Below are 22,742 nucleotides of genomic sequence, written 5' to 3'. Positions count from 1 at the left end.
TCAGGCTACCTGCACGCTGGCCTTGCGCGGATGTTCTCGCGCCAGGTACTCGGCCAGGCGCAGTTTCTGCGCGGCATCGAGGAACAGCCCCAGCTTGCTGCGGCGCCAGAGGATGTCATCGGCGTTCTCGGCCCATTCCTCGCGGCACAGGTAGTCCACCTCGCGGGCGTAGAGCCCGGCGCCCAGGTGTTCGCCCAGGTCGGTTTCGCCCTTCACCCCGTCGAGCAGGCGCCAGCTGCGCGTGCCGTAGCTGGTGGCCCAGCGCCGCGCCAGGCCGGCCGACAGCCAGGGGTGCCTGGCCAGCAGTTCGACGGCCAGGTCCTCGGGGCTGGTCATGTTTTCGCCGCCGGGCAGCGGGGCATCGGCGGTCCAGGCCGGGCCCAGGCGCGGGAAGGTCGGTGCCAGCTCGGCCAGGGCGGCCTCGGCCAGCTTGCGGTAGGTGGTCAGTTTGCCGCCGAACACCGACAGCAGCGGCGCCTCACCCGGCGCGCCCTGCAGCGACAGGGTGTAGTCGCGGGTGACGGCGGACGGCTCGTCGGACTCGTCGTCGCACAGCGGGCGCACCCCGGAGAAGCTCCAGAGGATGTCTTCGCGATGCAGCTGGCGCTTGAAGTGGGCGTTGACCACCGCCAGCAGGTAACCGGTTTCCTCGTCGCTGATCTGCACCTTCGCCGGGTCGCCCAGGTATTCGCGGTCGGTGGTGCCGATCAGGGTGAAGCGCTCCAGGTAGGGGATGACGAAGACGATGCGGCGGTCCTCGTTCTGCAGGATGTACGCCTGCTCGCCCTCGTACAGCCGCGGCACCACCAGATGGCTGCCCTGGATCAGGCGGATGCCGTAGGGCGGCCGCTGGCGCAGGTCGTCGCGGAGGAACTGCGCCACCCAGGGCCCGGCGGCGTTGACCAGGGCGCGGGCGCGGATCGAGTAGAGGCTGCCGTCGTCGCGCTCCAGGTGCAGGTGCCACAGGCCCTTGCTGCGCCGCGCGCTGACGCAGCGGGTGCGCGGGTGCACGTGGGCGCCGCGCTCACGGGCGGCCATGGCGTTGAGCACCACCAGGCGGGCGTCGTCGACGGAACAGTCGGCATACTCGAAGCCGCGGCGCAGGTGCTCCTGCAGCGGGCTGTCGGCGCCGAAACGCAGAGCGCGCGAGGCGGGCAGCTTCTCGCGCCGGCCCAGGTGGTCGTAGAAGAACAGCCCGGTGCGGATCATCCAGGCCGGGCGCAGGTGCGGCTGGTGCGGCAGCACGAAACGCAGCGGGTGAACGATGTGCGGCGCCTTGGCCAGCAGCACTTCGCGCTCGGCCAGGGCCTCGCGCACCAGGCGGAATTCGCCGTGCTCCAGGTAGCGCAGGCCGCCGTGGACCAGCTTGCTGCTGGCCGAGGAGGTGTGGCTGGCCAGGTCGTGCTGTTCGCAAAGGAAGGTGAGCAGGCCGCGCCCGGCGGCGTCCGCCGCGATGCCCGTGCCATTGATGCCGCCGCCGACCACCGCCAGGTCGTAGACCTCAGCCAGGGGAGCGGAGCGCTTGTGGGAATGGCTCATGGGGCGTCCTCTTGGCTGTAAATGAACATGAATGCGTTCGAATTCGAAAATAGAATAGGCGAGCGAGCGCCGAATGGCTAGGCTGAAGTCCAGCCATTCGGCTGATTTACCGGGGATTTTCGGATTCGAACGTAAAGCGCGTCAGACCAGCTCCAGCTGCACCTTGTGCTGGGCCAGCAGGCGCGCCACGGCGGGCGGCGGCGCGGCGTCGGTGAACAGGCGGTCGACCAGGCCGATCGGCCCCAGGCGCACCAGGGCGTTGCGCCCGAACTTGCTGGAGTCGGCGGCGAGGAACACCTGCCGGGCGTTGTCGATGATGGCGCGGGAGACGCGCACTTCCTGGTAGTCGAAGTCCAGCAGGCTGCCGTCGTCGTCGATGCCGCTGATGCCCACCAGGGCGAAGTCGGCGCGGAACTGCTCGATGAAGTCCACCGCCGCCTGGCCGACCACGCCGCCGTCGCCGCGCACGGTGCCGCCGGCCACCAGCACTTCGAAATCGTCCTTGGCGCTGAGGGTGGCGGCGACGTGCAGGTTGTTGGTGATGATCTTCAGGTGGCGATGCCCGAGCAGGGCGCGGGCGATGGCCTCGGTGGTGGTGCCGATGTTGATGAACAGCGAGGCGTCGTCGGGAATCTGCGCCGCCACCGCCTCGGCGATGCGCTGCTTCTCGTCACGCATCTGGTCGGCGCGGGTGTTGTAGGCGGTGTTCTCGATGCTCGAGTCCCAGGCCGCGCCGCCATGGTAGCGGCGCAGCAGGCTGCGCTCGGCGAGCTGGTTGATGTCGCGGCGGATGGTCTGCGGGGTGACGGCGAACTGCTGGGCCAGCTCCTCGATGCTAAGGTAGCCGCGTTCGCGGACCAGGTCGAGGATGTCTTGCTGTCGGGGGGGCAGGTTCATCTGCGCTCTCGTGGGGGCGGGGCGGAGGGTCAAGGATGCCGGAGTGGGGCGGGGCTGTCATGTGGGGCTGTTCGTGCCGCCGGTGAATCCGATCGCGGACGGAGTCCGCTCCTGCGGGCGCAGGTCTCCTCGTAGGATGGGTTGAGCGAAGCGATACCCATCACCCTGGCCCGATGGGTTTCGCAGGCTCAACCCATCCTACGAAAAGCACCTCGGCGCAGTCGGTGACCTCCGCGCGCTGGCGAGAGGGCGCTCTTGAAGCCGACCTCCCCAGCCCCGCCTTTCGCCCGTGCGACCTATTCTTATAGCCAACAGCCGACCCTATTCCCCTGCGGAATGTAAGCCCATACGCTGCAGGGGATCGACGGAAAGCCTCCGTCAGCATTCGGGGCTCACAATGTATAAAGATCTGAAATTCCCCATCCTCATCGTCCACCGCGACATCAAGGCCGACACCGTCGCCGGCGACCGCGTCCGCGGCATCGCCCGCGAACTGGAGCTGGACGGCTTCAGCATACTTTCCACCGCCAGCGCCACCGAAGGGCGCATCGTCGCCTCCACCCACCATGGCCTGGCCTGCATCCTGGTCGCCGCCGAGGGGGCGGGGGAGAACCAGCGCCTGTTGCAGGACGTGGTGGAGCTGATCCGCGTGGCGCGGGTGCGGGCGCCGCAGTTGCCGATCTTCGCCCTCGGCGAGCAGATGACCATCGAGAACGCACCGGCCGAGTCCATGGCCGACCTGCACCAGCTGCGCGGCATCCTCTACCTGTTCGAAGACACCGTGCCCTTCCTCGCCCGCCAGGTCTCGCGGGCCGCGCGCAAGTACCTGGAGGGCCTGCTGCCGCCGTTCTTCCGCGCCCTGGTGGAGCACACCGCGCAGTCCAACTATTCCTGGCACACACCCGGCCACGGCGGCGGCGTGGCCTACCGCAAGAGCCCGGTGGGGCAGGCCTTCCACCAGTTCTTCGGGGAGAACACCCTGCGCTCGGACCTCTCGGTATCGGTGCCTGAACTGGGCTCGCTGCTGGACCACACCGGCCCGCTGGCTGAGGCCGAGGCCCGCGCCGCGCGCAATTTCGGCGCCGACCACACCTTCTTCGTGATCAACGGCACCTCCACGGCGAACAAGATCGTCTGGCACTCCATGGTCAGCCGCGACGACCTGGTGCTGGTGGACCGCAACTGCCACAAGTCGGTGCTGCACTCGATCATCATGACCGGCGCCATCCCGCTGTACCTGTGCCCGGAGCGCAACGAGCTGGGCATCATCGGGCCCATTCCGCTGTCCGAGTTCAGCCGCGAGTCGATCGCCGCGAAGATCGCCGCCAACCCCCTGGCCCGCGGCCGCGAGCCGAAGGTGCGGCTGGCGGTGGTGACCAACTCCACCTACGACGGCCTGTGCTACAACGCCGAGCTGATCAAGCAGGCCCTGGACGGCAGCGTCGAGGTGCTGCACTTCGACGAGGCCTGGTACGCCTACGCCGCCTTCCACGAGTTCTACGACCGCCGCTACGGCATGGCCACCAGCCGCGGCGAGGACGGCCCGCTGGTGTTCACCACGCATTCCACCCACAAGATGCTGGCGGCCTTCAGCCAGGCCTCGATGATCCACGTGCAGGACGGCGGCAAGCGGCGCCTGGACCGCGCGCGCTTCAACGAAGCCTTCATGATGCACATCTCCACCTCGCCGCAGTACGGCATCATCGCCTCGCTGGACGTGGCCTCGGCGATGATGGAGGGCCCGGCCGGGCGTTCGCTGATCCAGGAGACCTTCGACGAGGCCCTGAGCTTCCGTCGCGCCCTGGCCAACGTGCAGCAGAACCTGGCGGCCGGCGACTGGTGGTTCTGCGTGTGGCAGCCGCCGGGGGTGGAGGGCACCGATGAGGTGCGCACCCGCGACTGGCTGCTGGAGCCCGACGCCGAGTGGCACGGCTTCGGCGAGGTGGAAGACGACTACGTGCTGCTCGACCCGATCAAGGTCACCCTGGCCACCCCGGGCCTGAACGCCGCCGGGCGCCTTGAAGAGCACGGCATTCCCGCCGCGGTGGTCGGCCGCTTCCTCTGGGAGCGCGGCCTGGTGGTGGAGAAGACCGGCCTGTACTCCTTCCTGGTGCTGTTCTCCATGGGCGTGACCAAGGGCAAGTGGAGCACCCTGGTCACCGAGCTGCTGGAGTTCAAGCGCAGCTACGACGGCAACGCGCCGCTATCCGAGGCCCTGCCCAGCGTGCTCCAGGCCGCCCCGGCGCGCTACGCCGGCATGGGTCTGCGCGACCTCTGCGAGCAGTTGCACGCCTGCTACCGCGAGCACGCCACGGCCAAGGCCATGCGCCGCATGTACACCATCCTGCCGGAACTGGCGCTGCGCCCGGCCGATGCCTACACCCAACTGGTGCGCGGCGAGGTCGAGGCGGTGCCCATCGAGCGCCTCGAAGGGCGCATCGCCGCGGTCATGCTGGTGCCTTACCCGCCGGGCATCCCGCTGATCATGCCGGGCGAGCGCTTCACCGAGGCGACGCGCTCGATCCTCGACTACCTGGCCTTCGCCCGGACCTTCGAACACGACTTCCCCGGTTTCGATTCCGATGTGCATGGCCTGCAGGTGCAGGACGTGGACGGCCGGCGCTGCTATACAGTTGAGTGCATCGTGGAAAATGCCGACAGCTGATTCCGTCGTCCAGGGCGGCGGAACCTAAGGAGCGAGGATGAGCGGGGGAGAGGCTGCCAAGAAAGGCAGCATGGGGTTCTGGAGCTGTACCGCGCTGGTGATCGGCAACATGGTCGGCTCGGGCGTCTTCCTGCTGCCCTCCAGCCTCGCCGCCTATGGCGGGCTCAGCCTGTTCGGCTGGCTGGTCTCCAGCACCGGCGCAGTGCTGCTGGCCTTCACCTTCGCCCGCCTGGCGCGGCTCAACCCCGGCGCCGGCGGGCCCTACGCCTACACCCGCGAGGGCTTCGGCAGCTTCGCCGGCTACCTGTGCGCCTGGACCTACTGGAAGGCCGCGTGGATCGGCAACGCCGCCATCGCCGTGACCCTGGTGGGCTACCTGCGGGTGTTCATCCCGGCGCTGGCCGACCCGCTGCTGATGGTGGCCACCGCCATCGGCGCCATCTGGCTGTGCACTTTCATCAACCTGCGCGGCATCGCCACCTTCGCCGTGGTGCAGAACCTGCTCACCGCGCTCAAGCTGATCCCGCTGCTGCTGGTCGGGGTGCTCGGCTGGCTGCACTTCAACCCCGACTACCTGGCCATCCCGCCGCGCGAGCAACTGCCGAACATGGGCTACGCCCAGGCCATCGCCACCACCGCGGCGCTGACGCTCTGGTCGTTCATCGGCCTGGAGTCGGCGACGGTGCCGGCCGACGATGTGCGCGACCCCAAGCGCACCATCCCGCGCGCCACGCTGTTCGGCACCCTGGCCGCGGCCGGGGTGTACGTGTTGTCGATCACCTCGGTGCAGGGCTTGATGCCGCCGGAGGTGCTGGCCAAGTCGACCTCGCCCTTCGCCGACGCCGCGCGCGTGCTGATGGGCGACTGGGGCTACTACCTGGTGGCCGCCGGCGCGGTGATCGCCTGCCTCGGCGCGCTCAACGGCTGGGTGCTGCTGCAGGGGCAGATCCCGGTGGCGCCGGCGCGCGACGGGCTGTTCCCCGAATCCCTCGGCAAGCTCAACAAGCACGGCGCCCCGGCCAACGGCCTGTGGGCCTCGGGGCTGCTGGTGACGGTGCTGGTGCTGATCGACGGCCAGGGCGACCTGGTGGACGTGTTCAACGTCATCATCCTGCTCGGCACCATGACCGGCGTGGTGCCCTACGCCTTCTGCACCGCGGCGCTGCTGCAACTGCTGGCGGTGCGCACCAGCGAGTTCTCGCCGCGCTCGCGGCCGCAGCTGATCGCCGTCGGCTCGCTGGGCTTCCTCTACTCGCTGTGGGCCCTCTACGGCACCGGTGAGCAGGCCATCTTCTGGGGTTTCCTGGTGTTCATGGCGGGCATCCCGATGTACACCTGGCGGCAATGGCGCAACCGCCAGCAGGGCCTGCCGGTGGCGGAAATCGACTAGCGCCCGTTCGCAGCTGGAGCGTGCCCTGTGTCACATAGGCCGGCATCGACTTTTGCCCTTGCCTTGTTATAGTGGCACGCCATCACTACAAGAACTGCCGCGCACAGCAGAGCAGGGCATTCCCGAGGGTTTCCCCCGTGACCGAGTACAAAGCATTTCGCGTCGAACTGGCCGACAAGATCGCGCATGTGATCATCAATCGCCCGGAAAAAGTCAACGCGATGAACGCCGATTTCTGGCGCGAGATCGTCGATATCTTCCGTTGGGCCGATGAAACGGATGAAGTCCGCGTGGTGGTGATTTCCGGCGCCGGCAAGCATTTCTCCGCCGGCATCGACCTGATGCTGCTGGCCCAGGCCGGCAGCCAGCTGGGCAAGGACGTCGGCCGCAACGCCCGCGCCCTGCGCCGCAAGATTCTCGAACTGCAGGCCTCGTTCAACGCCATCGACGCCTGCAGCAAGCCGGTGCTCGCCGCCGTGCAGGGCTATTGCCTGGGCGGCGCCATCGACCTGATCTCGGCCTGCGACATGCGCTACTGCAGCGAAGACGCGCAGTTCTCCATCAAGGAAATCGACATGGGCATGGCCGCCGACGTCGGCACCTTGCAGCGCCTGCCGCGGCTGATCGGCGACGGCATCATGCGCGAGCTGGCCTACACCGGGCGCATGGTCGACGCCGCCGAGGCGATGCGCATCGGCCTGGTCAACCGCAGCTACGCCGACAGCGCGGCGCTGCTCGACGGCGTGTTCGAGCTGGCGCGGCAGATCGCCGGCAAGTCGCCGATCGCCATCCGCGGCACCAAGGAGATGATCCGCTACGCCCGCGACCACAGCGTCGAGGACGGCCTGGAATACATCGCCACCTGGAACGCTGCCATGCTGCAATCGGCCGACCTGCAGAAGGCCATGGCCGCCCACATGAGCAAGCAGCAGCCGGAGTTCGCCGACTGATGCCCCATTACTCCCTCGCGCAGGAGGCGCGTTAGCCCGATGGTCACTGGAGCCACCTCCCTCAGTCTGGTGCGCGATGAACTCTTCGCCACCATGGAGCAGGCCGAGCAGAACCTCGAGCAATTCATCGCCGAGCGCCAGAACGGCAGCCTGCTGCAACACGCGGTCGAATGCCTGGCGCAGATCCGCGGCACCCTCAACCTGATCGAACTGGCCGGCGCCGAGCTGCTGGCCCAGGAAGCCCTGCAGCTGGCCACCGACATCCCCACCGGTGTCGGCGAGGAGCGCGACGGCCAGCTGGCCGCTCTGGGCAATGCCCTGTACGTGCTGCGCCGCTACCTGGAGAACCTGGAGGCCAACCGCCAGGAAATCCCCGAGCTGCTGCTGCCGGCGATCAACGACGTGCGCCTGGCCGCCGGCCAGCCGGTGCTGCCGGAGAGCTTCTTCTTCAGCGCGCGCCTGGACCTGCCGCGCCCGGCGGCGCCCCGCGCGGTGCCCACGGTGGCCGACCGCGCCCAGGAAGTCCGCCGCCTGCGGCACATGTACCAGGTCGGCCTGCTCGCCCTGGTGCGCGAACAGGACCATTACTCCGGCCTCAAGCTGATGGGGCGCGCCCTGGCGCGCCTCGACGCGCTGCTCGGCTACGGCCAGCGCAGCCGCCTGTGCTGGATAGGCGCGGGCGCCCTGGAAGCCCTGGTGGATGCGCAGATGCTGCCGCGCAAGGCGCGCAAGCAGCTGTTCTCGCGCCTGGATCGGGAACTCAAGCAGCTGCTGGCCAACGCCAACTACGAGGCGCCGCGCCAGCTGCTCAAGGAACTGCTCTACCTCACAGCCCTGGCCGACACCCGCGGCCCGCGGGCCAGCGAGCTGCGCGAGGTGTTCGGCCTGGCGCCGCTGCCGTTCACCGACCACCTGCTGGAAGACGAGTCGCAGCGCCTGTCCGGTCCCGGCCAGGCGGTGATGCGCTCGCTGTCGGCGGCCATCCGCGAGGAACTCACCACGGTCAAGGACCAGCTCGACCTGATCGAGCGCGGCGTGTCCCCGGCCGATGCCCTGGGCACCCTGCACACCCAGCTGGGCAAGCTGGCCAAGACTCTCGGCATGGTCGGCCTGAACTCCGCGGCCAACGTGCTGCAGGGCCAGGTCTCGGTGGTGTCCGGCTGGGTGGTCAGGGGCGCGGTGGAGTCGCCGGTGGCGCTGAACGCCCTGGCCGACGCGCTGCTCTACGTGGAAAGCCTGGTCGGCAGCCTGGAACGCGGCGAGCGCATGGCCGCCCCCGCCATCATCGACCTCGAGCCCACCGCCGAGTCCTTCGCCGTGCACCAGCTGGCCGAGGCGCGCATCGTGGTCATCGATGAAGCCCAGGGCGGCCTGGCCCTGGCCAAGCGGGCGATCACCGCCTACCTGGAATCCAACGGCGACAAGCTGCACCTGGCCAACGTCCCCGGCAGCCTGCAGGCCGTGCGCGGCGGGCTCTGGTTCCTCGGCCAGGAACGCGCCGCCCGGCTGGTCGGGGCTTGCGCCGACTACATCCAGCGGCAGATGATCGAAACCACGCAGATGCCGTCCGAGCAGATGCTGGAAACCCTGGCCGATGCCCTGACCGGCCTCGAATACTACCTGGAGGGCGGCGCCGTGCTGCGTCCCGAAGGCCAGCCCGACGTGCTGGACGTGGCCAGCGAGAGCGTGCGCGCCCTCGGCCTGGAGGTGGCTGCCTGATGCGTACCGGACGTTGGGAGTCCGCCTGGCTCGACCCGGCGGAAAAGGGTGGTTGGGCCGTGGCCCACTATCGCCAGCAATTCCTCGGCGATGCCAATGGCGTGCTCTTCCCCCGTGACTGGCTCAAGCGCCAGGACCTGCCGGTGCTCTCCGAGCAGGGCGTCGGCCACTTCGATGGCGATGCCGTGTACCTGCTGGAGCTGGAGTCTCCCGCCAGCGTCGAGGGCTGCAGCTGGATAGGCCTGCGCCACGTCATGCTCGAAGCCGAGGAAGACCAGTTCGCCATGCTCGGCTTCGCCAGCCAGGTCGGCACCTGGGCCCGCGAGAACCGTTTCTGCGGCGGCTGCGGCCAGCCGATGCGCGCCGTGCCGCGCGAACGCGCCATGCGCTGCGACGCCTGCGACATCCAGCGCTACCCGCTGCTGTCGCCGAGCATGATCGTCCTGGTCACCCGCGGCGACGAACTGCTGCTGGCGCGCTCGCCGCGCTTCGTGCCGGGCATGTACAGCACCCTGGCCGGCTTCGTCGAGCCGGGCGAGTCGGTGGAGCACTGCGTGGCCCGCGAGGTGAAGGAAGAGGTGGGGCTGCAGGTCGGCAACATCCGCTACCTGGGCAGCCAGAACTGGCCCTTCCCGCATTCGCTGATGCTCGGCTTCCACGCCGAGTACGTCAGCGGCGAGATCGTCTGCCAGCCGGACGAGATCGAAGACGCCCAGTGGTTCCCCTACGACTCGCTGCCGCGCCTGCCGGCCGGGCGTTCCATCGCCCGCTACCTGATCGAGACCTGGCTGGCGCGCCGCGCCGGGCGGCCCGATCCCATCCTGCCGGGCGGCGGCTACTGACGCCCGGCGCTTTCCCCGCGCTTCAAGCCGCGCTGAGCCAGTGTTGCCAGACCAGGCGCGCGGTCAGCGCCAGCACCACCAGGATGAACACCGGGCGGATGAACCTGGCGCCGCCACCGATGGCGGTGCGCGCGCCCAGGTAGGCGCCGACCATCAGCGCGCTGCCCATGCACAGCCCGAGCAGCCAGACCACCTGGCCGGAAGCGACGAACACCACCAGCGCCACAATGTTGCTGACGAAGTTCATGGTGCGCGCCACGCCGCTGGCGCGGACCAGGTCCAGGGGGTACATCAGCAGGCTGCTGACGGTCCAGAAGGCGCCGGTGCCGGGGCCGGCCACGCCGTCGTAGAAGCCCAGGCCCAGGCCTTGCGGCCACTGGCGCCTGCGCCCGACCGGGGCGTCGGCGTCCAGCGGCGCCTTGGGTGTGCCGCCGAAGAGCATGTAGATCCCGCAGGAGAACACCACCACCGGCAACATGCGGTTCAGCCATTCCGCCGGCAGCAGGTGCGCGGCCCAGGCGCCGACGGCCGCGCCTATGGCGGTGGCGAGCAGGCCGTTGCGCCACTTCGCCGGGTGGAACAGCTTGCGCTTGTAGAAGGTGTAGCTGGCGGTGGCCGAGCCGAAGGTGGAACTCAGCTTGTTGGTGCCCAGCGCCAGGTGCGGCGGCACGCCGGCGGTGAGCAGGGCGGGGATGGTCAGCAGGCCGCCGCCGCCGGCGATGGCATCGATGAAGCCGGCGAGGAAGGCCACGACGGCGAGGATCAGCAGGGTGAGCGGGTCGATGGCCAGCTCGAAGGGGAGGGTGAAGGGCATGAAAAGTACGACCTGGGTTCAAGGCTGCGACGCCACGGCTGGCCGTCGCGTCGAGGGGTGCGCATAATGCCGGCAATTCTACCCGCAAGGAACTGATTCAATGCAGTACGACGGCCTGGCCTGGACGTTCGCGCTGATCGCCCTGCTGGCGCTGCTGGTCGCCGCACGCATCCTCTTCGACCGCCACTGGTTCCTCGGCTGGCTGCGCGGCTGCGCCGGCCTGGCCTTCGTCGCCGCCGCGCTGGCGCTGGGCCTGGCGGCCTGGGACCTGAGCAGCTACGACGCGCTGCCCGCCGAGCGGCCGCTGGCGACCCTGAGCTTCCAGCGCCTGGCGCCGCAGCGCTACGAGGTGAAGATCCTCGAAGGTGACCGCGAACGCCGCGTCGAGCTGGGCGGCGACCTCTGGCAACTGGACGTGCGCCTGATGCAGTGGCGCGGCCTGGCCGCGCTGATCGGCCTGGACCCCGGCTACCGCCTGCAGGGCCTGGCCGGCCGCTACCTGGCCATCGAGCAGCAACAGGCCCAGGCCCGGCAGCAGGTGCTGGCGCAAAGCCCCTACGGCTTCGACCTGTGGCGCTGGCTGCGCGACGGCCAGCACGACCTGCTGACCTTCCGGCCGCTGGCGGCGCGGGTGAACTTCCTGCCCATGGCGGACCAGGCGGTCTACAGCGTCCGCCTGGGCCCCGCGGGCCTGGAGGCGGAACCGGTCAACGCCGCGGCGCAACAGGCGCTGCGGGAGTGGCGGTAGGCGGGCTGCACCGGAGCAACTGTCTTGCCGGTTGCGCCGAGAGGTTTTTCGTAGGATGGGTTGAGTTTACGAAACCCATGCGGTCGTGGTGATGGGTATCGCTTCGCTCAACGCCATCCTACGTCGCCCCACCCGCCGGGAGGCACGGCATTCCTCCCCCGTAGGAGCGGACCTTGTCCGCGATGGCCGGACACCCCGGCGCGATTCGCGGATAAGATCCGCTTACGCTGCCCCACCCGCGCCATTCCCTTGTAGGAGCGCGCCCTGCGCGCGAAATCGCGGGCAGGGCCCGCTCCTACAGGTCGCCGGGAGGCACGGTATTCCTTCCCCCGTAGGAGAGGACCTTGTCCGCGATAGCCGGACATCCCGGCGCGGTTCGCGGATAAGATCCGCTCCTACGCGGCCCCACCCACGCCACTCCATGTAGGAGCGCGCCCTGCGCGCGATTTCGCGGGCAGGGCCCGCTCCTACAGGTTGCCGGGAAACACGGTATTCCTCCCCGTAGCGGACCTTGTCCGCGATGGCCGGACACCCCGGCGCGATTCGCGGATAAGATCCGCTCCTACGCCGCCTACCCGCGCCATTCCCCTGTAGGAGCGCGCCCTGCGCGCGAAATCGCGGGCAGGGCCCGCTCCTACAGATCGCCGGGAGGCACGGTATTCCTTCCCCCGTAGGAGCGGACTTTGTCCGCGATAGCCGGACGCCCCGGCGCGGTTCGCGGATAAGATCCGCTCCTACGCTGCCCCACCCGCGCCATTCCCCTGTAGGAGCGCGCCCTGCGCGCGAAATCGCGGGCAGGGCCCGATCCTACAGGTCGCCGGGAGGCACGGTATTCCTTCCCCCGTAGGAGCGGACCTTGTCCGCGATGGCCGGACGTCCCGGCGCGATTCGCGGATAAGATCCGCTCCTACGCTGCCCCACCCACGCCATTTCCATGTAGGAGCGCGCCCTGCGCGCGAAATCGCGGGCAGGGCCCGCTCCTACAGGTTGCGGGGAGGCGTGCATCGACGGATCGCCCAACGAAAAAGGGAGCCCGAAGGCTCCCTTTGCCATTGCGCTTGCGCGATCAGGCCAGGAACCCGCCGTCGACGTTCAGCGCCACGCCGGTGGTGTAGCTGGAGGCGCTGCTGGCCAGGTACAGCACGGCGCCGGCCATTTCGCTCGGGTCGGCCACGCGCTTGAGCGGGATGCGCTGCAGGGCGGCGTTGCGGATGCTGTCGTTCTTCACCAGCGCCGAGGCGAACTTGGTGTCGGTCAGGCCCGGCAGCAGGGCGTTGCAGCGGATGCCGAACTGCGCGCATTCCTTGGCGAAGACCTTGGTCATGCTGATCACCGCAGCCTTGGTCACCGAGTAGATGCCCTGGAACTCGCCGGGGCTGACGCCGTTGATCGAGGCGACGTTGATGATGCTGCCGCCGCCGTTCTCCTTCATCAGCTTGCCGCCTTCGATGGACATGAAGTAGTAGCCGCGGATGTTCACGTCCACGGTCTTCTGGAAGGCGCCCAGGTCGGTGTCCAGCACGTTGCAGAACTGCGGGTTGGTGGCGGCGTTGTTGACCAGGATGTCCAGGCGGCCGAACTGCTCGCGGATCTGCGCGAAGACGCTCTGGATCTGCTCCATCTCGCCGATGTGGCAGGCGATGGCGGTGGCCTTGCCGCCGGCGGCATTGATGGCGTCGGCCACTTCCTGGCAGCCCTCGATCTTGCGGCTGGAGACGATCACGTGGGCGCCTTGCTGGGCCAGCAGCTTGGCGATGGCCTCGCCGATGCCGCGGCTGGCGCCGGAGACGAAGGCGATCTTGCCGTCGAGGTCGAACAGGTTGGTCTTGGACATGGGGTTCCCCTTGTTGTGATCGTCGTTACAGGCGCGATTTGCCGATGACCTGCAGGCTCATCTGCTCCAGCAGCTTGTTCATGTGGATGAACTGTGCGAAGCGCTTGTCCTGGGTCTGGCCGTGGAAGTAGCGGTAGTAGATCTGCTGCACGATGCCGGCCAGGCGGAACAGGCCGTAGGTGTAGTAGAAGTCGAGGTTGTCGATGCGCGGCAGGCCGGCGCGTTCGGCGTAGTAGTCGGCGAACTGCTGGCGCGTCAGCATGCCCGGCAGGTGGCTCGGCTGGCGGCGCATGAGCTGCACCGGCGCCGGGTCGTCGGCTTCGATCCAGTAGGCGAGGGTGTTGCCCAGGTCCATCAGCGGGTCGCCGATGGTGGTCAGCTCCCAGTCCAGCACGCCGATGATGCGCATCGGGTCCTTGGGGTCGAGGATGACGTTGTCGAAGCGGTAGTCGTTGTGCACGATGCCCGGCTTGGGGTGGTCGGCCGGCATCTTCTCGCGCAGCCAGGCCTTGACCGCTTCCCAGCTCGGCGCGTCGGGGGTCAGGGCCTTCTCGTAGCGGTCGCTCCAGCCTTCGATCTGGCGCTGCACGTAGCCCTCGGGCTTGCCCAGGTCGCCCAGGCCGCAGGCCTGGTAGTCGACGTTGTGCAGTTCCACGAAGCGGTCGATGAAGTTCTTGCACAGGGTGTTGGCCTGCTGCGCGTCGAGCTTGAGCTCCGGCGGCAGGTCGGCGCGCAGGATGATGCCGTTGACGCGCTCCATCACGTAGAACTCGGCGCCGATCACCGACTCGTCGGTGCAGTGCACGTAGGCTTTCGGGCAGTACGGGAAGCCGGCGTTGAGCTGGTTGAGGATGCGGTACTCGCGGCCCATGTCGTGGGCCGACTTGGCCTTGCGGCCGAACGGCGGGCGGCGCAGCACCAGCTCGTGGCTGGGGTATTCCAGCAGGTAGGTCAGGTTCGAGGCGCCGCCAGGGAACTGGCTGATCTTCGGCTCGCCCTGCAGGCCGGGAATGTGGGCCTTCAGGTAGGGATCGATGACCGCGGCGTCGAGCTCTTCGCCTTGGCGGATGCGGGTGGACTGGTCAGTCAGCGACATGCTTATCCCTTTCTTGTAGTCGGTAGTTGCCGGGGCAGCGGCGCCCGGGATCCATCATGCAGGGCAATAATGGTGTCCCGAGATAATTGGCTAATCTAATGCTCGCCTGCTACCCCCACAAGCGCCGCAGGGCGTTATTGGCGAGCGTGTTGGACCCCGATCAGGCTGCCTGATACGCCTTTGCCAGAGCGGCGCGGGCGAAAAAAAACCGGAGCCGCGGGGCCCCGGTTTCTCGTGCCGGCAGGCAGCGCTCCAGGTCAGACCGGGAACAGCTCGCCCAGCTTCATGGCCAGCATCATGTCGCCTTCGGCGCGCAGCTTGCCGGCCATGAAGGCCTGCATGCCGTCGGTTTCGCCGCTGGTGATGCCCTTGAGGGTCTCGCTGTCCATGATCAGGGTGACGTTGGGGTTCGGCGCATCGCCCTGCACGACTTCGCAGGTGCCATCCTTGACCACCAGGTAGTGGTTGTCGCCGTCCTCGATGTTGAACTGGAAGACCAGGTCCAGGCCGGCGGCGGCGCCAGCGTTGAATTTGCTCTTCATGGTGGAGACGATGTCAGCAACGCTCATGGTTCTATCCCTTTTCTAGGTTTTCTCGCGCGCCCGGGGGCGCAATGGGCCGGGCTCATCTATAGGTGATGAGCTCCGGCGCCCTCAACAGTTCCAGGTGCACGTGACTGTTGAAGGAAGCCAGGGACACTTCGTCGCCACGGAACTTCAGGCGGCTGAGCGAAGTGTTGACGATCTGCCAGTTCAGCTCGAAGGCCTTGATCGCCGGCATGCCGACGATCTGCTGGAGCACGGCGGTGATGGTCCCGCCGGAGGTGAACACGGCGATGTTGTCCTTGCCGCTGGCCTGGCGCAGTAGGCGCTGCAGGCCGTCGTGCACGGTGTCGAGGAATTCCTGCCAGCTGACCAGGCCGTCCTTGTGGTGCTCGCCGGAAACCCAGCGGGCGATCACGTAGGAGAACAGGCGCTGGAACTCGCCGCGGTGCTGCGCGGCGTTGCGCAGGATGTGCAGGGCCTGGGGCTCGTGCTGCAGCAGGTCGTCGAGGTGGGCGCGGATCACCGCGTCGGCCTCGAACTCGTTGAAGGCGGCGTCGATCTCCAGCTCCGGCACCTCGAGCCCGGCTTCGCGCATGCGCCCCAGGGCTTCGCTGGCGGTGTGGCGCTGGCGCTGCAGGTCGCCGGCCAGGCAGCGGTCCAGGCGCAGGCCCAGGCCCGCCAGGTGTTCGCCCAGGACCTGGGCCTGGCGCACGCCGGTCGCCGAGAGCACGTCGTAGTCGTCGGCGCCGAACGAAGCCTGGCCATGTCGAATCAGATAGATGCTGCCCACGCACGGACCTCGGCAGGGGGAAAGTTCCGGCGAGGGTATGAGGAAGGCTTTGGGCTGTCAACGAAAAAACATACGCTTGTTTGAATGCTATTCCCAACGCTGATGAAGGCGTTCGCCAGCGCTGGCTGCGGCCCGGCGGGCTGGGTATGCTTGCGGGATTCCCCGGCCCGGTCGGCGGGCGGGGCACAGGTTGATAGGGGGAAGTGTGGAGTTTCTTCTGGATTACGCGGGTTTCCTGGCCAGGACCTTCACCGTGCTGGTGGCGGTGCTGGTGGTGCTGGTGGTGGTCGCCGCCCTGCGCGGCCGCGGGCGGCGCAGCTCGGGCCATCTGGAAGTGCGCAAGCTCAACGACTTCTACAAGGACCTGCGTGAGCGCCTGCAGGGCAGCGTGCTCGACAAGGACAAGCTCAAGGCCCTGCGCAAGTCCGAGCACAAGGCCGCCAAGCAGGCGAAGAAGGCCGGCGCGCAGAAGAGCCGCGTCTACGTGCTGGACTTCGATGGCGACATCAAGGCCTCGGCCACCGAGCACCTGCGCAACGAGATCACCGCGCTGCTCAGCCTGGCCACGCCCAAGGACGAAGTGGTGCTGCGCCTGGAGAGCGGCGGCGGCATGGTCCACAGCTACGGCCTGGCCGCCTCGCAGCTGGCGCGCATCCGCCAGGCCGGCGTGCCGCTGACCGTGTGCGTCGACAAGATCGCCGCCAGCGGCGGCTACATGATGGCCTGCATCGGCGAGCGCATCCTGTCCGCGCCCTTCGCCATCCTCGGTTCCATCGGCGTGGTGGCGCAGCTGCCCAACGTGCACCGCCTGCTGAAGAAGCATGACATCGATTTCGAGGTGCTCACCGCCGGCGAGTACAAGCGCACCCTGACGGTGTTCGGCGAGAACACCGACAAGGGCCGCGAGAAGTTCCAGGAGGACCTGGAGTCCACCCACGAGCTGTTCAAGGGCTTCGTCGCCCACTACCGGCCGAAGCTGGCCATCGAGGAAATCGCCACCGGCGAGGTCTGGCTGGGCCAGGCGGCGCTGGGGCGCAAGCTGGTGGACGAGCTGAAGACCAGCGACGAGTACCTGGCCGAACGCGCCCGCGAGGCTGACGTCTACCACTTGCAGTACGTGCAGAAGAAAAGCGTCCAGGAACGCCTGGGCGTGGGCGCCAGCACGGTGATCGACCGCGTGCTGCTGAGCTGGTGGGAGCGCCTGGGGCGCAGCCGTTACTGGCAATGATTCCGGCGCGGGCGCAGGGGCGCCCGCGCGGCAGGCTTTGCAGAAGGAGAGCGTGATGAGTGCATTCAAGGCCCTCTGGGTTACCGAGTCCCCGCATGGCATCTACGAGCAGCAGGTGGTCGAGCGCGACACCAGCCAGTTGCCGGCCGGCGAGGTGCTGATCCGGGTGCGGTATTCGTCGCTGAACTACAAGGATGCGTTGTCGGCCAGCGGCAACCGTGGCGTGACCCGCAAGTACCCGCACACCCCCGGCATCGATGCCGCCGGGGTGGTGGAGGAGTCCTCGGTGGGCGAGTTCGTCGCCGGCGACGAGGTGATAGTCACCGGCTACGACCTGGGGATGAACACCCCGGGCGGCTTCGGCCAGTACATCCGCGTGCCGGCCGCCTGGGTGATCAAGCGCCCGCAGGGCCTGAGCCTGCGCGAGGCGATGATCCTCGGCACCGCCGGCCTGACCGCGGCGCTGTGCGTCGACAAGCTGGAGCGGGCCGGCGTGACCCCGGCCTCCGGCCCGGTGCTGGTCACCGGCGCCAGCGGCGGCGTCGGCAGCATCGCGGTGATGCTGCTGGCCCAACTGGGCTACAGCGTGGCGGCCTCCACCGGCAAGCTGGAGCAGGCCGAGTTCCTCAACGGCCTGGGCGCGCGGCAGATCATCGACCGCGCCACCGTCGCCGACGGCGTCGACAAGCCGCTGCTCAAGGAGCAGTGGGCCGGCGCCGTGGACACCGTCGGCGGCGACATCCTGTTCAACGTGGTCAAGTCGCTGCAGTACGGCGGCAGCGTGGCCTGCTGCGGGCTGACTGCCGGCGCCGCGTTCAAGGCCACGGTGCTGCCGTTCATCCTGCGCGGGGTGAACCTGCTGGGCGTGGACTCGGTGGAGCTGCCGCTGGTGGTCAAGGCGTCCATGTGGGACAAGCTCTCGCTGCAGTGGAAGCTGCCGCGCCTGGAGGAGCTGGTGCGCGAAATCCGCCTCGACGACCTGCCCACCGCCATCCACCAGATCCTCGCCGGCAAGCTGGTCGGCCGGCTGCTGGTGAACCTCGACTGATGCCCGCGCCGGGGCCGGGCGCTCAGCCCAGCTCCGGCAGCAGGTAGCCCTCCCACAGCGTGTCGGCGAACTGCTCGCGGAAGAACCCGAAGTGGCCGATGCGCTTCACCCCCAGCTGTTCCGGGGCGATGCGCCGGCTCACCTTGGGCGCGCTGCGGTAGAAGCCGAGCAGGGCTTCGGTGCTGCGCTGGGACATCATTTCGTCATCGGTGAACGACAGCGACACGATGGGCGTGTGCACCGCCGAATAGCGGATACGCATCTGCTCCCCTTCGCCCAGGGCGTACTGCGGGTGCAGGCACCAGCGCCGCCATTGCTCGATCACCCCGCGCGGCAGGTCGCCGACGATGCCCAGTCGGCGGCCCGGGAAGTAGCCCAGCAGCGGCGTGACGGTCGGCGCGATGAAGTGCCAGAGCAGCCAGGCGCGGCCACGCAGGCCGGCGGTGTTGTCGCGCCAGTAGCCGCTGCCGCTGGCGATGCTGAAGGCCCGGGTGATGCGCCCGCGGCCGTCGACGAAGGGCAGGATCTGCCCGCCCAGGCTGTGCCCGATCCAGTACAGCGGCTTGTCCTGCGCGGCCTCGGCCACCGCCGCGAGCACGGCGCTGCAGTCGTGGCGGCCCCAGTCGACGACGTTGGCCTTCACCTCGCGCAGCGGGCCGCTGCGCGACTGGCCCATGCCCTGGTAATCGAAGGTCACGACCAGATAGCCGCGCTCGGCCAGCCAGTTGGCGAAGGCGCCGTAGAAACGCTGCTCGACGCCCATGGCCGGGACGATCAGGGCGGCGCCGAGCATCTCGCCCGGCGGCCGGTACCAGTGGCTGGCCAGGCGCTGGCCGTGGCCGTTGTCGATCTCGCGAGGCTGCGGGGTGGTCATGCTGCATGCTCCTGGGGCTGGCCGGTCAGGCTGCGTGGATTCGGGTTGAAGGATGGCGGCGCGTCAGGGCAGTATACGAAGGCTAGAAATTAATTCTAGAAAAATATTCTAGAAGCGATCCGCACAAGGAACCCCATGGGCCGAGCTTCCCGCAAAGACGACATCCTCCAGGCCGCGCTGGCCTGTTTCAGCGAATCCGGGGTGGACGCCACCACCATCGAGATGATCCGCGACCGCTCCGGCGCCAGCATCGGCAGCCTGTACCACCACTTCGGCAACCGCGAGCGGATCATCGGCGCGCTCTACCTGGAAGGCATCGGCCAGTACGCGGCCCTGCTCGACGCCGGGCTGCGCGAGGGCATGGGCGCCGAGGCCACGGTCAGGCTGTTCGTCACCTGCTACATCGACTGGGTGGTGGCGCACCCGGACTGGGCCCGCTTCATCCTGCACAACCGCGGCCGGGTGGAGGCGGGGGAGATGGGCGAACAACTGCGCGAAGCCAACCGCCAGCAGGGCCGGCGCATCGCCGAACTGCTGGCGGTGCACCGCCAGGCTGGTGCCTTCCGGGAAATGCCCTTCGAGCTGTTCAACTCGGTGGTGATAGGCCCCACCCACGACTACGTGCGCAACTGGCTGGCCGGGCGGACGCGGGTGGAACTGGCGGATTGCCGGGACCTGCTGGCGCAGATTGCCTGGGAGAGCGTCAGGGCGTAGGGCGGATGACCGTTCGTGGTTATGCGGCGTTGGCCATGCCTCCGGGGTGTCCGGCGTGGCCGGTGAGTCCAATCGCGGACAAAGTCCGCTCCTTGCGCCGAGGTGCTCTTCGTAGGATGGGTTGAGCTTGCGAAACCCATGCGGTCGTGGTGATGGGTATCGCTTCGCTCAACGCCATCCTACGAAAAGCCGTGTCACCGGGGTGTCCGGCGGGAGCGTTGAGTCCAATCGCGGACAAGGTCCGCTCCTACGCCCGTGCTTCCCTGTAACTGTAGGAGCGGACTTTGTCCGCGATTCGGACTTCCAGAGAAACCTCCGAGCGCACCGAAACGCCCCTTCAGCAGGCCGAACGAAACCCCCGCTCAGGAGGTCATGCGACATGGATGTCGCGAGAGCCCCGATGGGCTACAGGGACGTACCCTCGGGGCGGGCCTCCGTGGCGGGGGAGTTCGTGAGGGTAGCCCGGCTCCATCGGGCCCGTATGGCGGGGCAAGCCTTTTTGGTTCCTTTTGTGGCGATTGACAAAAGGGACTCGCCCGAGGGGGCGAAACAAGAAGGCCGGGCAAACTCGGAGCGGCGCAGAAACACCCAAGCCAAGGCAGCTGGGTTATCCCCCTTCGGGCCAGCACAAGCGCTGTTCGCGATGGAGCCGCGTCCCACGTTCGTGGGAACGACGATGGGGAAGAGAAGCGTGATGCCGCCGGCCCAACGAAAAAGCCCCGCCAGGGCGGGGCTTTTCAGGTCAGGCCAACTGCCGCCGGCGGAACAGCGGCTGCGGCTGGGTCACCGAGGTCTGGTAGACCTCGCTGAAGTCGTCCAGGCTGGCCAGCGCATCATATGGATCGCGGTCCGCGCGAATGGCGTAGGCATCGAAACCGCAGCTCTGCATGTAGAACAGCTGGTCGCGCAGCACGTCGCCGATGGCGCGCACCTCGCCCTTGTAGCCGTAGCGCTCGCGCAGCAGGCGTGCGGTGCTGAAGCCGCGGCCGTCGGTGAAGGCCGGGAAGTTCACCGCGATCACCTGGAACTTGTCCAGGTCCCCGGCGATGGCTTCGGGCTCCTCGTCGGAGTCCAGCCACACGCCCAGGCCGCCGTCGCGGCCGCGCAGGGCCGGGCCGTGTTCCAGCCACAGGGCCAGCGGGATGATCACGTCGTCGCTGTTGGGCACGCTCTCCAGGGTGGCGTCCTTGGGCAGCAGGTGCCAGCGGTCGTCGACCACTTCGCGGTGCTTAATGATTCGCTGCATATACGCGCTCCTTGAAGGGGTCGATGCCGATGCGGCGGTAGGTATCGAGGAAGCGTTCTTCTTCGGTGCGCCGTTCGACGTAGACCTTGATCAGCTTCTCGATCACGTCGGCCATCTGGTCCTGGGCGAAGGACGGGCCGAGGATCTGCGCCAGGCTGGCTTCGCGGCCGGCGCTGCCGCCGAGGGACACCTGGTAGAACTCCTCGCCCTTCTTGTCCACCCCGAGGATGCCGATGTGGCCCACGTGGTGGTGGCCGCAGGCGTTCATGCAGCCGGAGATGTTCAGGTCGATGTCGCCGATGTCGAACAGGTAGTCGAGGTCGTCGAAGCGGCGCTGGATGGCCTCGGCCACCGGGATCGACTTGGCGTTGGCCAGGGAGCAGAAGTCGCCGCCCGGGCAGCAGATGATGTCGGTCAGCAGGCCCACGTTGGGGCTGGCGAAGCCCAGCTCGCGCAGTTCGCCCCAGAGGGTGAACAGCTGCGCCTGCTCGACGTCGGCGAGGATGATGTTCTGGTTATGGCTGTTGCGCACTTCGCCGAAGCTGTAGCGGTCGGCCAGCTCGGCGATGGCGTCCAACTGCTTGTCGGTCACGTCGCCCGGGGCGGTGCCGGTGGGCTTGAGCGACAGGGTCACGGCGACGTAGCCGGGCTTCTTGTGGGCGAAGGTGTTGCGCTCGCGCCAGCGGGCGAAGCCGGGATGCTCGGCGTCCAGGGCGGCGAGGGCGGCGTCCTGGTCTTCCAGGGCCTTGTAGGCCGGGTCGACGAAGAACGCGGAAACGCGCTGCACTTCCGCCTCGGTCAGGGTGCTGGGGCCGTCCTTGAGGTGCGCCCATTCGGCGTTGACCTTCTCGGCGAAGACTTCCGGGGTCAGCGCCTTGACCAGGATCTTGATGCGCGCCTTGAACTTGTTGTCGCGGCGGCCATAGCGGTTGTACACGCGCAGGATGGCGTCCAGGTACGACAGCAGGTGCTTCCAGGGCAGGAATTCGTTGATGAAGCTGCCGACGATCGGGGTACGGCCCAGGCCGCCGCCGACCAGCACGCGGAAGCCCAGCTCGCCGGCCTCGTTCTTCACCGCTTCCAGGCCGATGTCGTGCACCTCGATGGCGGCGCGGTCGCTCGCGGCGCCGTTGACGGCGATCTTGAACTTGCGCGGCAGGTGGGCGAATTCGGGGTGGAAGGTCGACCACTGGCGGATGATCTCGCACCAGGGGCGCGGGTCCACCAGCTCGTCGCGGGCGATGCCGGCGAACTGGTCGGTGGTGGTGTTGCGGATGCAGTTGCCGCTGGTCTGGATCGAGTGCATCTGCACGGTGGCCAGCTCGGCGAGAATGTCCGGCACGTCTTCCAGCGCCGGCCAGTTGAACTGCACGTTCTGCCGGGTGCTGATGTGGGCGTAGCCCTTGTCGTAGTCGCGGGCGATCTGCGCCAGCTTGCGCAGCTGCCGGGAGGCGAGCAGGCCGTAGGGCACGGCGATACGCAGCATCGGCGCATAGCGCTGGATGTACAGGCCGTTCTGCAGACGCAGCGGGCGGAATTCCTCGCCGGTCAGTTCGCCCGCCAGGTAGCGGCGGGTCTGATCGCGGAACTGCTTGACGCGATCCTCTACGATCCTCTGATCGTATTCGTCGTATACGTACATGAAAAATCCTGCTGTCAGGCTATAGCGCTCGGGCGTACTACGCTTCCGAGCGCGCACGGCAACGCGCTCCACGCGGAGTGGCGGGCAAGATACCAGTTAGGGAATATGCGTAAAAGTGAAGTTTGAGTATATGGCGAGAACTTTCTGATATAAGCGCGGCA

At 68.1% G+C, this 22,742-nt stretch carries 19 protein-coding genes; 9 read left to right on the top strand and 10 right to left on the bottom strand.

Going from position 1 to position 22,742, the window contains the following annotated elements; translation table 11 throughout:
- Complete coding sequence (gene glpD, locus PM1_RS19135; protein WP_009619213.1) at nt 1–1,539, bottom strand: glycerol-3-phosphate dehydrogenase; 1,539 nt, start codon at nt 1,537–1,539, stop codon at nt 1–3.
- Nucleotides 1,540–1,680: 141 nt separating this feature from the next.
- Nucleotides 1,681–2,436, bottom strand: coding sequence for a DeoR/GlpR family transcriptional regulator (locus PM1_RS19130; RefSeq protein WP_009619214.1), 756 nt, complete (start codon nt 2,434–2,436; stop codon nt 1,681–1,683).
- Nucleotides 2,437–2,833: 397 nt separating this feature from the next.
- Between PM1_RS19130 and PM1_RS19125 the strand changes: the two genes are divergently transcribed.
- From PM1_RS19125 to nudC, 5 genes are all read left to right on the top strand, one after another.
- Nucleotides 2,834–5,101: an Orn/Lys/Arg family decarboxylase gene (locus PM1_RS19125; RefSeq protein WP_009619217.1), complete on the top strand. Its 2,268-nt coding sequence runs from the start codon at nt 2,834–2,836 to the stop codon at nt 5,099–5,101.
- 37 nt (nt 5,102–5,138) lie between these two features.
- Complete coding sequence (locus tag PM1_RS19120) at nt 5,139–6,491, top strand: amino acid permease (RefSeq protein ID WP_009619219.1); 1,353 nt, start codon at nt 5,139–5,141, stop codon at nt 6,489–6,491.
- A 137-nt stretch (nt 6,492–6,628) separates the two neighbouring features.
- Complete coding sequence (locus PM1_RS19115) at nt 6,629–7,441, top strand: crotonase/enoyl-CoA hydratase family protein (RefSeq protein WP_009619220.1); 813 nt, start codon at nt 6,629–6,631, stop codon at nt 7,439–7,441.
- Nucleotides 7,442–7,480: 39 nt separating this feature from the next.
- Nucleotides 7,481–9,160, top strand: a complete 1,680-nt coding sequence (locus PM1_RS19110; RefSeq protein WP_009619221.1) for a hypothetical protein — start codon at nt 7,481–7,483, stop codon at nt 9,158–9,160.
- Entirely contained in the window at nt 9,160–10,002 is an 843-nt protein-coding gene (gene nudC / locus PM1_RS19105) for an NAD(+) diphosphatase (RefSeq protein ID WP_009619222.1), read from the top strand. Before PM1_RS19110 ends, nudC begins: the two co-directional genes overlap by 1 nt.
- A gap of 22 nt (nt 10,003–10,024) precedes the next feature.
- Here nudC and PM1_RS19100 read toward each other — a convergent pair whose 3' ends face one another.
- Entirely contained in the window at nt 10,025–10,816 is a 792-nt protein-coding gene (locus tag PM1_RS19100; protein WP_009619223.1) for a TSUP family transporter, read from the bottom strand.
- A gap of 100 nt (nt 10,817–10,916) precedes the next feature.
- On the opposite strand from PM1_RS19100, the gene PM1_RS19095 reads away from it, so the two are divergent.
- The gene (locus tag PM1_RS19095; protein ID WP_009619224.1) at nt 10,917–11,564 is read left to right on the top strand and encodes a hypothetical protein; all 648 of its coding nucleotides are present in this window, start codon (nt 10,917–10,919) and stop codon (nt 11,562–11,564) included.
- A gap of 1,066 nt (nt 11,565–12,630) precedes the next feature.
- Here PM1_RS19095 and PM1_RS19090 read toward each other — a convergent pair.
- The 4 genes from PM1_RS19090 to PM1_RS19075 form a co-directional block, all read right to left on the bottom strand.
- Nucleotides 12,631–13,398, bottom strand: coding sequence for an SDR family oxidoreductase (locus PM1_RS19090; protein WP_009619225.1), 768 nt, complete (start codon nt 13,396–13,398; stop codon nt 12,631–12,633).
- A 25-nt stretch (nt 13,399–13,423) separates the two neighbouring features.
- On the bottom strand, nt 13,424–14,494 hold the full coding sequence (locus PM1_RS19085) for a phosphotransferase family protein (protein ID WP_009619226.1): 1,071 nt from the start codon (nt 14,492–14,494) through the stop codon (nt 13,424–13,426).
- 257 nt (nt 14,495–14,751) lie between these two features.
- Nucleotides 14,752–15,063: an SCP2 sterol-binding domain-containing protein gene (locus tag PM1_RS19080; RefSeq protein ID WP_009619228.1), complete on the bottom strand. Its 312-nt coding sequence runs from the start codon at nt 15,061–15,063 to the stop codon at nt 14,752–14,754.
- A 55-nt stretch (nt 15,064–15,118) separates the two neighbouring features.
- Nucleotides 15,119–15,829 (bottom strand): histidine phosphatase family protein, encoded by a 711-nt coding sequence (locus PM1_RS19075; protein WP_009619230.1) that lies wholly within the window; start codon nt 15,827–15,829, stop codon nt 15,119–15,121.
- 205 nt (nt 15,830–16,034) lie between these two features.
- On the opposite strand from PM1_RS19075, the gene sohB reads away from it, so the two are divergent.
- Both sohB and PM1_RS19065 read left to right on the top strand, forming a co-directional pair.
- Nucleotides 16,035–17,057, top strand: coding sequence for a protease SohB (gene sohB, locus PM1_RS19070; protein WP_009619232.1), 1,023 nt, complete (start codon nt 16,035–16,037; stop codon nt 17,055–17,057).
- A 55-nt stretch (nt 17,058–17,112) separates the two neighbouring features.
- Complete coding sequence (locus PM1_RS19065) at nt 17,113–18,105, top strand: YhdH/YhfP family quinone oxidoreductase (protein WP_009619234.1); 993 nt, start codon at nt 17,113–17,115, stop codon at nt 18,103–18,105.
- 22 nt (nt 18,106–18,127) lie between these two features.
- Here PM1_RS19065 and PM1_RS19060 read toward each other — a convergent pair whose 3' ends face one another.
- Nucleotides 18,128–18,979, bottom strand: a complete 852-nt coding sequence (locus PM1_RS19060; RefSeq protein WP_009619236.1) for an alpha/beta hydrolase family protein — start codon at nt 18,977–18,979, stop codon at nt 18,128–18,130.
- A 135-nt stretch (nt 18,980–19,114) separates the two neighbouring features.
- On the opposite strand from PM1_RS19060, the gene PM1_RS19055 reads away from it, so the two are divergent.
- The gene (locus tag PM1_RS19055) at nt 19,115–19,693 is read left to right on the top strand and encodes a TetR/AcrR family transcriptional regulator (RefSeq protein ID WP_009619238.1); all 579 of its coding nucleotides are present in this window, start codon (nt 19,115–19,117) and stop codon (nt 19,691–19,693) included.
- Between the two features lie 742 nt (nt 19,694–20,435).
- Here PM1_RS19055 and PM1_RS19050 read toward each other — a convergent pair.
- Together PM1_RS19050 and PM1_RS19045 are read right to left on the bottom strand one after the other, a co-directional pair.
- A complete protein-coding gene (locus PM1_RS19050; protein WP_009619240.1) occupies nt 20,436–20,939 on the bottom strand; it encodes a DUF934 domain-containing protein in 504 nt (167 codons plus the stop codon).
- A complete protein-coding gene (locus tag PM1_RS19045; RefSeq protein ID WP_009619241.1) occupies nt 20,923–22,581 on the bottom strand; it encodes a nitrite/sulfite reductase in 1,659 nt (552 codons plus the stop codon). The genes PM1_RS19050 and PM1_RS19045 overlap by 17 nt, the downstream gene beginning before the upstream one ends.
- Nucleotides 22,582–22,742 lie beyond the last annotated feature (161 nt).

It is taken from the genome of Pseudomonas sp. M1, assembly GCF_022760135.1.
GTDB lineage: Bacteria > Pseudomonadota > Gammaproteobacteria > Pseudomonadales > Pseudomonadaceae > Pseudomonas > Pseudomonas citronellolis.
Note: the sequence above shows the minus strand (reverse complement) of the source record. Positions and strands in the feature narration are given on the sequence as shown.